Source organism: Ramlibacter pallidus (genome assembly GCF_015070875.1).
GTDB classification, from domain to species: Bacteria; Pseudomonadota; Gammaproteobacteria; order Burkholderiales; family Burkholderiaceae_C; genus Ramlibacter; species Ramlibacter pallidus.
The window spans coordinates 363,146-375,380 of sequence record NZ_JADDIV010000005.1; the positions used below are offsets into that span (position 1 = coordinate 363,146).

Annotated in this window: 13 protein-coding genes; 6 read left to right on the forward strand and 7 right to left on the reverse strand. The window is 71.3% G+C overall.

The window, feature by feature from the left end:
• Positions 1-34 precede the first annotated feature (34 nt).
• Complete coding sequence (locus IM787_RS18755) at positions 35-871, reverse strand: symmetrical bis(5'-nucleosyl)-tetraphosphatase (RefSeq protein ID WP_193678226.1); 837 nt, start codon at positions 869-871, stop codon at positions 35-37.
• A 2-nt stretch (positions 872-873) separates the two neighbouring features.
• On the reverse strand, positions 874-1,842 hold the full coding sequence (locus IM787_RS18760; RefSeq protein ID WP_193678227.1) for a DUF2971 domain-containing protein: 969 nt from the start codon (positions 1,840-1,842) through the stop codon (positions 874-876).
• Between the two features lie 75 nt (positions 1,843-1,917).
• Between IM787_RS18760 and IM787_RS18765 the strand changes: the two genes are divergently transcribed.
• On the forward strand, positions 1,918-3,225 hold the full coding sequence (locus tag IM787_RS18765; protein WP_193678228.1) for a hemolysin family protein: 1,308 nt from the start codon (positions 1,918-1,920) through the stop codon (positions 3,223-3,225).
• 8 nt (positions 3,226-3,233) lie between these two features.
• Entirely contained in the window at positions 3,234-3,983 is a 750-nt protein-coding gene (locus tag IM787_RS18770; RefSeq protein ID WP_193678229.1) for a SapC family protein, read from the forward strand.
• Positions 3,984-3,986: 3 nt separating this feature from the next.
• Here the strand turns inward: IM787_RS18770 and IM787_RS18775 are convergent, their stop codons facing one another.
• From IM787_RS18775 to hppD, 5 genes are all read right to left on the reverse strand, one after another.
• A complete protein-coding gene (locus IM787_RS18775) occupies positions 3,987-4,340 on the reverse strand; it encodes a hypothetical protein (RefSeq protein WP_193678230.1) in 354 nt (117 codons plus the stop codon).
• Positions 4,341-4,472: 132 nt separating this feature from the next.
• Positions 4,473-5,159, reverse strand: a complete 687-nt coding sequence (locus tag IM787_RS18780; protein WP_193678231.1) for a response regulator transcription factor — start codon at positions 5,157-5,159, stop codon at positions 4,473-4,475.
• Between the two features lie 85 nt (positions 5,160-5,244).
• Positions 5,245-5,553, reverse strand: coding sequence for a hypothetical protein (locus IM787_RS18785; RefSeq protein ID WP_193678232.1), 309 nt, complete (start codon positions 5,551-5,553; stop codon positions 5,245-5,247).
• A gap of 174 nt (positions 5,554-5,727) precedes the next feature.
• Positions 5,728-7,005, reverse strand: coding sequence for a fumarylacetoacetase (gene fahA, locus IM787_RS18790; protein ID WP_193678233.1), 1,278 nt, complete (start codon positions 7,003-7,005; stop codon positions 5,728-5,730).
• Positions 7,002-8,084 carry a 4-hydroxyphenylpyruvate dioxygenase gene (gene hppD / locus IM787_RS18795; RefSeq protein WP_193678234.1) on the reverse strand — a complete coding sequence of 361 codons (1,083 nt, stop codon included), beginning with the start codon at positions 8,082-8,084 and terminating at the stop codon, positions 7,002-7,004. The genes fahA and hppD overlap by 4 nt, the downstream gene beginning before the upstream one ends.
• Positions 8,085-8,314: 230 nt before the next feature.
• Between hppD and IM787_RS18800 the strand changes: the two genes are divergently transcribed.
• The 4 genes from IM787_RS18800 to IM787_RS18815 all read left to right on the forward strand — a co-directional run bounded on the left by IM787_RS18800 (position 8,315) and on the right by IM787_RS18815 (position 12,233).
• Positions 8,315-8,923: a YitT family protein gene (locus IM787_RS18800; protein WP_193678235.1), complete on the forward strand. Its 609-nt coding sequence runs from the start codon at positions 8,315-8,317 to the stop codon at positions 8,921-8,923.
• A gap of 93 nt (positions 8,924-9,016) precedes the next feature.
• Positions 9,017-10,468, forward strand: coding sequence for an amidase (locus IM787_RS18805; protein WP_193678402.1), 1,452 nt, complete (start codon positions 9,017-9,019; stop codon positions 10,466-10,468).
• Positions 10,469-10,604: 136 nt separating this feature from the next.
• Positions 10,605-10,856 (forward strand): hypothetical protein, encoded by a 252-nt coding sequence (locus tag IM787_RS18810; RefSeq protein WP_193678236.1) that lies wholly within the window; start codon positions 10,605-10,607, stop codon positions 10,854-10,856.
• A gap of 33 nt (positions 10,857-10,889) precedes the next feature.
• The gene (locus tag IM787_RS18815; protein WP_193678237.1) at positions 10,890-12,233 is read left to right on the forward strand and encodes an acyclic terpene utilization AtuA family protein; all 1,344 of its coding nucleotides are present in this window, start codon (positions 10,890-10,892) and stop codon (positions 12,231-12,233) included.
• Positions 12,234-12,235: the final 2 nt, after the last annotated feature.

The window sequence follows — 12,235 nt, forward strand, 5'->3', positions numbered from 1 at the left end:
ATCCCCCCGCAGGCGGGGATGACGCGCGGGGGTGCTACTCCCCCGGCGCCTGCGCCTGTTCGCAGTTCTCCTGGAGGAGTTCGTGCGCGCCGGCGCCGCTGGCGTCCAGGCGCAGCGCGCTGAGGCAGCCGCCCCACACGCAGCCCGTGTCCAGCCCGATCACGTCCGGGCGGCGGACGTATCCCAGGGTCGACCAGTGGCCGAAGGCGATGCACACGCCCGCCGTCCGGCGGTCCGGCACGTCGAACCAGGCCAGCGTTCCCGGCGGCGCCTGGTGCAGGCCGCCCGAGGCGCGCAGGTCCATCACGCCCTCCGGCGTGCAGAAGCGCAGCCGCGTGAGCGCGTTCACCACCACGCGCAGGCGATCGGCCCCCGCGAGGGCGTCGTCCCAGCGGTCCGGCTGGTTGCCCCACATGCGGGCGAGGAAATCCACCAGCCCGGGCCCGCGCAGCACGGACTCGACCTCGCCGGCGAGTTGCAGCACCTGCCGCAGGTCCCATTGCGGCAGCACGCCGCCGTGCACCATCAGCAGGCCGTGCGCGTGCAGCGCCATCGGGCGGTGCCGCAGCCAGTCCAGCATCGCCTCGCGCTCCGGCGACCGCAGGATGTCGTCCATGGTGTCGTTGCGGTGCGGTGCGCGGTGTCCGTGGGCGGTGGCGAGCAGGCTGAGGTCGTGGTTGCCCAGCAGGCACTGCGCGGCGTCGCCGTACGCCATCAGGCGCCGCAGCACGGCGGCGGATGCGGGGCCGCGGTTCACCAGGTCGCCCAGCAGGTACAGCGTGTCGCGGCTCGGCGAGAAGCCGACCTTCTCCAGCAGCCTTCCGAGCGGGGCATCGCAGCCCTGGACGTCGCCGACGAGGTAGTGCGCCATCTTCAGGGACGCTGCGCGCGGTAGGGGGTGCTGGAACGTGCGACGCGGTCCGCCCACGCCGGCTGGTACAGCTCCAGCATCCGCTGCACCGAACGCAGCGCCAGCGGCGTCGCCAGCACCGGCCCGAGGATGATCCGCTGCACCATGGACTCCAGCAGCGGCTTGCGCGCCGCTTCGGCGGCGAAGGCGCCGGTGGTGAAGCGCAGCCGCGGCTCGATGCCGCGCCCGCCGATCGCGTAGTGCAGCTGCTGCGTGAACAGGCCGTCGCGGTCCAGCTCGCGCAGGTAGACGATGCGCCACTCGCGCTCTTCGTGGAAGCCGCGGTGCTTGGTGAACAGGGCGAACAGCTTGATGCGTTCGAACAGCGCCGCGGCAGCGTCCTTCATCGACGCCACCGGCCCGCCCACGCGCTGCAGCTGCAGCGAGAACTGCTGCAGCTTGGCGTCCATCCACGCCTCGCTGGCCTCGTAGGAGAGGTATTGCACCTGGCGCACCAGCAGCGGCGTGCCCGCCGCCACCAACGGCGCCATGTCGAAGACGATCGCCACGCCGTTGCCGTCGCCGCCGTAGCCGCGCCACATGGAGAGCAGCCCGTCGTCGCCGATCTCTTCGTCGTGTTCCGAGCAGCTGAAGACATAGACGTCGAAGGCCGAATCGTTGTCGAAGGTCGTGTAGAGCAGGTCGAAGGCGTCCAGCAGCGCGTTGTAGTGGTCCGGCGGGCAGGCCTCGCGCAGCCCGGCGTGGCTGCGCACCGCGTGCAGCCCCAGGTTCATGCCGTAGCGCAGTTCGTCCACGTCGTTCATGTACAGCGGGTTGGAGAACCAGATCTCCCCGGTCTGGGAGATCCGCTCCAGCGTGCCGATGGAGGTGTAGTGCGCCAGGAGCGGCAGCTGGCCGGGGGCGGGCTGCGGCTGCATGTCGGACCACAGCACGCGGTCGAGGGGCGACAGGGGCTCTGCGGTGTCGGGCATGGGGTCCTGGGGGGCGGCGGCCGGGCCGCTGCGGCGTTGCAGTACAGTGCGATGCTTGCGATTCTGTCCTGATTCATGGATTTCCTGCTGATCGCGCTGCTGACGCTGCTCAACGGCCTGTTCGCGATGTCCGAGATGGCGCTGTCCACCAGCCGCAAGGCGCGGCTGTCCGCGATGGCGGAGGGCGGGGACGGCGGCGCGCGCGCGGCCCTCAAGCTGATGGAGCAGCCGACGCAGTTCCTTTCGACCGTGCAGGTGGGCATCACCTCCATCGGGTTGATCAACGGCATCGTCGGCGAGGCGGCCTTCAGCGCGGACCTCGCCGTGGCCCTGCGGGAATGGAAGGTGCCCGAGCGCATCGCGCCCATCGCCGCGACGGCGATCGTGGTGCTGTTCATCACCTACATCACCATCGTGTTCGGCGAACTGGTGCCCAAGCGCATCGGGCAGCTCTATCCCGAAGTGGTGGCCCGCTGGGCCGCGCGGCCCATGCGCTGGCTGTCGAAGGCAGCCGGTCCCTTCGTGGGACTGCTGTCGGTGTCCACGCAGACCACGCTCAGGCTGCTGGCCATCGACACCACCACGCCGCGCGGCATGACCGAGGAGGAGATCGCCCACAGCCTGGAAGAGGGCGTGGACGCCGGCGTGATCGAGGCGCACGAGCACCGCATGGTGCGCAACGTGTTCCACCTCGACGACCGGCCGCTCACCTCCATGATGGTGCCGCGTTCGGACGTGCAGTGGATCGACGCCACCCTGAGCGTGCGCGAGGGCTTGCGCCGCGCCGGCGAGGGCGAGGCGCACTCCTGGTACCCGGTGTGCCGGGGCTCGCTGGACGACGTCGTCGGCATCGTCAGCGTCTCGAAGCTGATCTCGCTGGGGCCGCAGCACGAAGGGCCGGTGGAGCCGCACGCGGAAGCCGCGGTGTTCGTGCCGGAGACGCTCACCGGGATGGAGCTGCTGGAGCAGTTCCGCACCCACTCCGCGCGCTTCGTGTTCGTGGTGGACGAATACGGCGTCGTGCAGGGCCTGGTCACGCCGCACGACCTGCTGGAGGCCATCACCGGCGAACTGCAGCCGGCCGAGGAGGACGAGGCCTGGGCTACGCAGCGCGAGGACGGTTCCTGGCTGCTCGACGGCCTGATGCCCGTGTCGGAACTCAAGGAGCGGCTGGAGATCCGCGAACTGCCCGAGGAGGACAAGGGCCGCTACAACACGGTGGCGGGCCTGCTGATGGCGGTGTCCGGCCAGCTGCCGGGCCCGGGCGAGCGCATCGACTGCGGCGAGTGGGTGTTCGAGGTCGTCGACCTCGACGGCCGCCGCATCGACAAGGTGCTGGCCACGCCGGTGCCCGAAGCTGCCGACGCCGCGACCGGGGATTGAGCGCTCCAATGTCCGACCTTGTCTACTACGAAAAGCCGGTGCTGCTGGACCGCGTGAAGCACCGCGCGCGCCGCGTGCGGCCGGGCAGCGGCTACGGTTTCGCGCGCCAGGCCAATGCGCTGTACCTGGCCGGGGCGGAGTTCGGCGAGGCCTTCAAGGAATACGCCATCGTCTTCAGCCGCACCGGCGGCAAGGTCCTGCCGCTGGCCATGCTGGGACTGCGCAGCCGCGAGAACCTGTTCGTCGACGCCGGCGGCCGCTGGGACGCGCGCTACGTGCCCGCGTTCGTGCGGCGCTACCCGTTCGTGCTGGCCGAACTCCCCGGGCAGTCGATGGCCCTGTGCATCGACGAAGCCTGCCCGGGCGTCGGCGACGCCGAGGGGGAGGCGCTGTTCGACGCGCAAGGGCGGGACACGCCGTTCCTGCGGCATGCGGTGGACTTCCTGACGCAGTACCAGGGCGAGTACGTGCGCACCGAGGCGTTCTGCCGGCGGCTGGACCAGGCGGGACTGCTGGTGGAAATGGATGCGCGCGCCGACCTGGTGGACGGGCGCAGCTTCACGGTCAACGGGTTGATGGTGGTCGACGAGAAGAAGCTGATGGCGCTGCCGGATGCGGCGGCGCTGTCGTTGTTCCGCGCCGGCGAACTGCACCTCGTGTCCATGCACCTCGCGTCCCTGTCGAACATGCAGGCGCTGGTCGACCGGCTGGCGCAGCGCGACCCTGCCCTGCCGCCGGCGCCGCGGCCCGGCGGCTGACGCTCAGGCGCGCGCGGGCTGCCGGCCCGCGAACAACGCGGGGTCGATCACCTCGAGGGCGCCGTCGGCGACCAGGTGCTCGAGCAGCGCATCGAGCTGGCGCGGGGCCATGCTGCAGCGGGCGAGCAGCCACTGGCGGGTGACGGGCTGGCTGCTCATCACGGACAGCATGCGGTAGATCTCGGCGGTGCGCCCCGACTCGGGCAGCTGGGGCCACGCCTTGAGGCGGAAGATGAGGTCGGCGCCCTGACCATTGCCGGCGGCGGGACGCGAGGCCGGGAAGCCTTCGGAGTCCGCTGCGTCGCGCCGGGTCAGGGACAGCACCCGGCGGATCGTGTCAAGCGTCATTGTGAGCATGCATACAGTGTCTTACACGGATGAGCATCTCGAGATAAGGGAAAGGCAGCGCGTCCTTAGCGCCTTTCCCTACGCTGTCCTGCCACAAACCGGACGGAAGGTCATCCTCCGTCCGGGTTGCGAACGTTCGGGTTAGGTTTGAGCGGGCTCGGGCCCGATGCAGTAGCCGATGCCGCGCACGGTCTGGATGACGCCGTCGCCCAGCTTCTTGCGCAGGTGGTGCACGTGGACCTCGACGGCGCCGCCGTCGCCCACCCGGTTGCCGGTGCGGGCCTGGATCTCGGCGCGGCTCAGGGCCTTGGGCCGGTCCTCCAGCAGCGCCAGCAGCACCGTGAACTCCTGCTCGGTCAGTTCGACCGGCACGCCCTTCTGCTGAACGAAGCGGCTGTTCGGGTCCACGACGAGGTCCTGGTGCCGGATCTGCCCCGCTTGCAGGGTGCTGCGCCGCCGCAGCAGGGCGCGCATGACCGCGGCGACTTCCTCCAGGTGCACGGGCTTGATGACGTAGCCGTCCGCGCCCAGGTCCAGCGCGGCCAGGCGCGTCTGCAGTTGCGCGCGCGAGGAGATCACCAGCACCGGCGTCTTCGGGTCCGGCAACGCGGGCGCCAGCGAACGCCTGAGCTTGCGCAGCAGGTCCGTGCCTTCGCCGTCGGGCAGCTGCAGGTCGAGCAGCAGCAGGTCGACCGGCTCGCTGCACAACACCTGCCACCCCGAATGGAGGTCCGCGCAGTGCTGCGCTTCCCACTGCTGTCGGCGAACCACGCCGACCATCATGGCGGCGGTGGTGGGGTCATCCTCAACGATCAGAACGCGGGTCATTTTCGGGGGGCCGCAGGGCCCTCCCGGCGATTGTGCATGAGCCGCGTGTAACGCTGCGTTATCACGCGCAGCGCCTGTGGGCGGATCAGGCGGTCAGTTCCGGCTTCAGCTCGGTCGCCGGGATGATGCCCTGGTCGCCGTCCTCGTACACGAGGTGCGCGGCACCGCCGACCATCCGCCAGCACGCGTTGAAGCGCTGGCCCTGGAAGACGGCGGAGGCCTGCCGGTATTCGGCGGCCGCGGACGGGTCGAGCCGGCCCAGCACCAGGTCGCTCTTGCAGGCGGTGTCGGACAGGCGCACGGAGTCGTCGCCCTGGCGGGCCACGAGTTCCTGGGCGAAGGCGGGAGCCACGGCAAAGGTGGCCAGCGCGGCGCAGAACACAACGGCTTTCATCTCTGACTCCAGATGGTTTGAGCGCGACTGCAGTTTCGGGATGAAGGACTGAAGGACTGCGCTACGGAAGGGATCGTGCGCCTCGGCCGGGAGGGCCCTTGTAGGAGTCGCGGCGTCCCCGCCGTCCGCCAAGCCCGCCGCCGCCCCGTCGCCCCGTGGAAGCGCGGCAGCCGCCTACATCTTTGGTGCGGGCAGCACGGTGCCGCGGCACTCGCCGAAGCCGATGCGGCGCGCGCCTTCGCGCTCGCAGGACGCGCGCAGGATGACCGTGTCGCCGTCCTCGAGGAAGGTGCGCGTTTCCCCGTTGGGCAGACGAAGCGGCGCCTTGCCCCCGGCCGTGAGTTCCAGCAGGGAACCGGCCTGGTCCGGCAAGGGCCCCGACAGGGTGCCGGACCCGAACATGTCTCCGCCTTCCAGCCGGCAGCCGTTGACCGTGTGATGGGTGACGAGCTGGGCGACCGTCCAGTACGCCGCATCGGCGAAGCTGGAGCGGCTGATGCGCTCGCCCGCATGGCCGGCGGCGGCCATCTGCGCGGTCTGCAGCCAGACCTCCAGGTGCACGTCGAAGGCGCCGCGTGCGCGGTTCGCCTCGCCGTCCAGGTAAGGCAGAGGCAGCGGCTCACCGGCCGCGCGCTGCCACGGACGCCGGAAGGGTTCCAGGGCGTCCAGCGTCACCATCCAGGGCGAAACGGTGCTGGCGAAGTTCTTCGACAGGAACGGTCCCAGCGGCTGGTATTCCCACGCCTGCAGGTCGCGCGCGCTCCAGTCGTTGAACAGCGCAAGGCCGAAGACGTGGTCCTCCGCGCCGTCGAGCGCGATCGGTTCGCCCTGCGCGTTGCCGCGCCCGATGAAGATGCCCAGCTCGAGTTCGAAGTCCAGGCGCGCGCTCGCCCGCAGCACCGGCGTGTCGGAGTCCGGCGGCTTCACCTGGCCCACGGGACGCCGGAACGCGGCGCCGCTCGCGTTGATCGTGGAGGCGCGCCCGTGGTAGCCGATGGGCACCCACTTGTAGTTCGGCAGCAGCGGCGCATCGGGACGGAACTGCTTGCCGACGGCGGTCGCGTGGTGGATGCCGACGTAGAAGTCGGTGTAGTCGCCGATGTCGCAAGGCAGGCCCATCTGCACGGACGCCAGCGGCAGCAGCGCGCGTTCGAGCGTCCCCCGCTGGGGGCTGCCGTGCTGCAGGCCTTCCACCAGGGCGTGCCGCAGCGCGCGCCGCTCGAAGGGGGACGTACGCAACAGCTGCTTCATCTGCTGGTGCGGGAACAGGCCGGCCGCCTCGAGGTCGACGACCCGGTCGCCGATCGCCACGCCGATGCGCAGCTCCTCCCCTTCGTCGCGGCGGAAGCGCCCGAAGGGCAGGTTCTGGATCGGGAAGTCGCACGCCGGGTCGTTGGCGCTGTCGACCCAGCTGCGCAGCGCGGGGTCGAGGCCGGGCGTGCCGGCGCTCATGCCTTCTCCACCTGCAGCACCCCGCGGCGGATCTGGTCGCGCTCGAGCGATTCGAACAGCGCCTTGAAGTTGCCGTTGCCGAAGCCGTCGTCGCCCTTGCGCTGGATGAACTCGAAGAACACCGGGCCGAGGACCGGCTCCGAGAAGATCTGCAGCAGCAGGCGGGGCTGGCCCCCGCTGGTGTCGCCATCGAGCAGGATGCCGCGCGCCTGCAACTCGCCCACCGGTTCGCCATGGCCGGGCATGCGTTCCTCGAGCATCTCGTAGTACACCTCGTTGGGGGCCGTCATCAGCGGCACGCCCGCCATCTGCAGCCGGTCGATGGTGGCGACCAGGTCGTCCGAGAGCAGCGCCACGTGCTGGATGCCTTCGCCGCTGAACTTCATCAGGAATTCCTCGATCTGGCCCGAGGTCTTGCCCGCTTCCTCGTTCAAGGGGATGCGGATCATGCCGTCGGGCGCGGTCATCGCCTTGGAGGTGAGGCCGGTGTACTCGCCCTTGATGTCGAAGTAGCGGATCTCGCGGAAGTTGAACAGCCGCTCGTAGAACGCCGCCCAGTGCGCCATGCGGCCGCGGTAGACGTTGTGCGTCAGGTGGTCCACGACCTTGAGGCCGTGGCCCCGCGGATGCCGGTCCACGCCGGGCAGCCATTCGAAGTCGATGTCGTAGATCGACTTGCCGTCCTCGAAGCGGTCGATCAGGTACAGCGGGGCGCCGCCGATGCCCTTGATCGCCGGCAGGCGCAGCTCCATCGGGCCGGTCGGCATCTCGATCGGCTGCGCGCCCAGCTCCAGCGCGCGGGCATAGGCCTTGTGCGCGTCGCGCACGCGGAAGGCGAGGCCGCAGGCCGAAGGCCCGTGCTCGGCGGCGAAATACTGCGCCTGGCTCTTCGGGTCGCGGTCGACGATGAAGTTGATGTCGCCCTGCCGGTAGAGCAGCACGTCCTTGGAGCGGTGCTTCGCGACGAGGGTGAAACCCATCTTCTCGAACAGCGGCTCGAGCAGGTTGGGAACGGGGGAAGCGAACTCGACGAACTCGAACCCCATGAGGCCCATGGGGTTGTCGAACAGATCAGCCATTGCGGTACTCCTGGCGGGTGGATGGACGAAAGACCGGTGGCCGCGCGCGCGGCCGGCTTCGTCAGGCAGGAGGCGCACCGGGGACGCCCCGCACGCTGCGCGCGAGGTGGTCGCCGATGAAGAGGGCAAAGCCGTGCATGGAGGAGTGCATTGTGCCTCGTTGGCGGCGGCCGCGCCCGCTGCTGACCTGCGTCAAGGACAGCCGGCACGGCGCGGCTTAGCGTCGCGGCATGCCGCGTCCTTCCCTCGCCAGCCTGCTGCAGGACGACCTGCAGGGCCTCTTCACCGGAACCCTGTTCGCTGCCTTCGGCGTGTTCCTGATGCAGAACGCGGGCCTCGTGCCCGGCGGGACGGTCGGCATCGCGCTGCTCGCGCACCATGCGGGCGGCGTGGACCTCGGCCTGGCGCTGTTCCTGGTGAACCTGCCGTTCCACGGCCTGGCGTGGCTGCGCATGGGGCGCGCTTTCGCGTTGCGCACGGCGCTCGCCGTCACGCTGCTGTCGCTGCTGGCGGCCTGGCTGCCGCGGCTGGTCACGCTGCAGCGGGTGGACGGCGCCTTCGCCGCGGTGCTGGGCGGACTCCTGTGCGGCGCCGGCATGCTGATCCTGTTTCGCCACGGGGCCAGCCTCGGCGGCCTCAACGTGCTGGTGCTGCGCTTGCAGGACCGCTTCGGCTGGCCCGCGGGCAAGGTGCAGATGGCGGTGGACGCGGCCATCGTCCTGGCCGGCGGATGGTGGGCCGGCGACGCGGGTCGGCTGGCGCTGTCGGTGCTTGCCGTCGTGGCCGTGAACCTGGCGCTGGTCTACAACCACCGGCCCGGCCGGTACCGGCCGGCCTGAGCGCGCACCACGCCCGCCCGCGCCCCGCGCCTGCGCCTTTGCTGCAATGATGGAGGGCCGCGAGGAGGGGACATCCTGGAAAACGCCCGCCACCTGACGCCTTCCGCCCTGCTGGCGCTCGACGCCGGCGCGCTCTCGCGCCGCATCGCCGCCCGCGAAGTCTCGTGCCGCGAGCTGATGCGCGCCACGCTGGACCGCATCCACGCGCTGAACCCGGTGCACAACGCCATCGTCTCGCTGCGCAGCGAAGAAGACCTGCTGGCGCAAGCGGACCTGCGCGACACCGCACTGGTGCGCGGCGAGGCCACCGGCTGGATGCACGGGTTCCCGCTGGCCGTGAAGGACCTGAGCGATGCGCAGGGCCTTCCCACCACGCAGGGGTCGCGCACGACGGCCGGCCGCATCGCGTCCGGCGACGCCCTGTTCGTCCAGCGCATGAAGAAGGCCGGCGGCATCGTCATCGGCAAGACGAACACGCCGGAGTTCGGGCTCGGGTCGCACACGTTCAACGAGGTCTTCGGCACCACCCGCAACGCATGGGACCCGGCGCGCTCGGCGGGCGGCAGCAGCGGTGGGGCGGCGGTGGCACTGGCCCTGGGCATGCTGCCGGTGGCCGACGGCAGCGACTTCGGCGGCTCGCTGCGCAATCCGGCGGCCTTCAACAACGTGGTCGGCTTCCGCCCTTCGCGCGGGCGCGTGCCGGCGGTGCCGGCGGAGGATGCCTTCTTCGCGCAGCTCGGAACCGAGGGCCCGATGGCCCGCACCACGATGGATGCGGCGCGCCTGCTGTGCACGATGGCGGGCTGGGACGAGCGTGCGCCCCTGTCGCTCGCCGACCCGCTGCCCGAGCCCGGCAGCCTGGAACTCGCCGGGCCGCCGCGGGGGCAGCGCATCGGCTGGCTCGGCAGCCTCTGGAGCGACCTGCCGCTGGAGCCCGGCATCGCCACGCTGTGCGAGCAGGCCTTGCGCCGGCTTCAGGAGGCCGGGCACGTCGTCGAGCCGTGCACGCTGGACGTGCCCCGCGACGTGAACTGGAACGCCTGGCTGGTGCTGCGGCAGATGCTCACCGGCGGCAAGCTGCGGGCGACGTATGCGCAACCCGAACTGCGCGCGCTGATGAAGCCGGAAGCCGTGTGGGAAGTGGAGCAGGGCCTGCAACTCACCGCGGCGCAGCTATACCAGGCGTCGGCGCAGCGCACGGAGGTCTACCACGCGCTGCGGCGGCTGTTCGAGCGATTCGATGTCCTGGCCGCGCCCAGCGCGCAGGTGTTCCCCTTCGCCGCCGACGAGCGCTGGCCGAGGGCGATCGCAGGGGTCTCCATGGACACCTACCACCGGTGGATGGAGATCGTCACGCCCTTCACGCTCGCCGGCCTGCCGGTGGCGAGCGTGCCGGTGGGCTTCGGCGACGGCGGACTGCCCATGGGCATGCAGCTGGCGGGCCCGCCGCGCGGCGACCTGCGCGTGCTCGCGCTGGCCCATGCGTTCGAGGCGATCGCGCCGTGGAACGTGCGCCAGCCGCCGCCACTGGCGGGACCGGCGTAAGCGCGCGCCCTGACGTTGCACCCTGCGGCGCGCACGAAAGCGCATTCCGGCGCGCCGCGCGCCGGCGTTTACACAAGCGACATTGGCCGTCGCGGACCGCTTGCTAGATTGGCCCCGCCAACAGGAAGTGGGGACCATGAAGCACATACCTTTCGCAGCCTTCCCGCCGGGCGACCGCCTCGCGGTCGCCGAGGCCGTGCGCCGCAGCGGCATGGCCGCGCGCCACGTGTGCGTCTCGCAGCTGGAGCTGCCGGAAGCGGCCCTCGACGGGGACGACCTGCCGCGCATCACGCTCGTCACCGCGCGCGGCTGGGTGGGCAGCTATGCCGCCGGGTCGGGCTGGTTCCGCAGCCTGGAGCAGGATCTCGGGGCACTGCGCGCCGGCTAGGCAACAATGCGTCTCCGATGACAGGAGACATGCATGGCTGAGGCGCTGGCGGTGGGCTGCGGTGCCGGTTTTTCCGGCGACCGCGTCGACGCGGCCGGGCCCGTGGTGCGCACGCTGGTGGCGCGCGGCGGGCCGGCGGCGCTGATCTTCGAGAACCTCGCGGAACGCACGCTGGCGCTGCAGCACCTGGCGCGCCGGCGCGACCCGGCGCTGGGCTACGAACCGCTGCTGCGGCAGGAACTGCGGCCCGTGCTGGCCGACTGCCTGCGGCACGGCATCACCATCGTCGGCAACTTCGGTGCCGCCAACCCGCAGGGCGCGGCGCAGGCGATCCACGCCCTCGCCGCCGAACTCGGGCTGCCGCGCCCGCGCGTGGCGGTGGTGCAGGGCGACGATCTCTCGGACGAGCGCGGCCGCGCCATCGTGCGCGAGCGGCTGGAAGGCGGCTTCGATGCGGATCGCTTCGTCTGCGCCAACGCCTACCTCGGCGCGGCGGAGATCGCCGACGCCATCCGCGCCGGCGCGCAGGTCGTGGTCACCGGCCGCGTGGCCGATCCCTCGCTGGTGCTCGGCCCGGCGCTGGCCCACCACGGCTGGTCCCTCGACGACTGGGACCGCCTGGCCGGCGCGACCATGGCGGGCCACCTGCTCGAGTGCGGCGCGCAAGTCACCGGCGGGTACTTCGCCGACCCCGGCTGCAAGGACGTGCCGGACCTCGCCGACGTCGGCTTCCCCATCGCCGAGATCGCGGCCGACGGAAGCTGCATCGTCGGCAAGGCGGACGGCACCGGCGGCCTGGTCGATTTGCGGACGGTGAAGGAGCAGCTGCTGTACGAGGTGCACGATCCCGCGGCCTACCTGACGCCGGACGTCGTGGCCGACATCGGCGAAGCGGAGCTGGGGCAGGTCGGCCGCGACCGCGTGCGCCTGCGCGGCGTGAAGGGCCACCCGCGCACCGGCACGCTCAAGGCGCTGGCCTTCTTCGACGGCGGCTGGCTGGGCGAAGCCGAGATCTCCTATGCCGGCCCGAACGCCGAAGCGCGGGCCCGGCTGGCGATGCAGGTGATGCAGGCGCGGATGGCGGGCGTGCTGCCGCTGCGCTGCGACCTGATCGGCGTCAGCAGCCTGTTCGGCGACGACGCCAACGGGCACCTGCGCGGCATCCCCGCCGGGTCGGCGCTGGACGTGCGCCTGCGCGTCGCCGGCAAGCATGCCCTGGCCGAACCGGTCGACCGCCTGCTGCAGGAAATGACGGCGATGTGGACCTGCGGGCCCGCCGGCGGCGGCGGCGTGCGCACGGCGAAACGCCCGCGGCTGTCCAGCCGCGCCTGCCTGGTTCCGCGCGAGCTGCTGCAGCCGCGCTTCCACTTCGCCTGAGG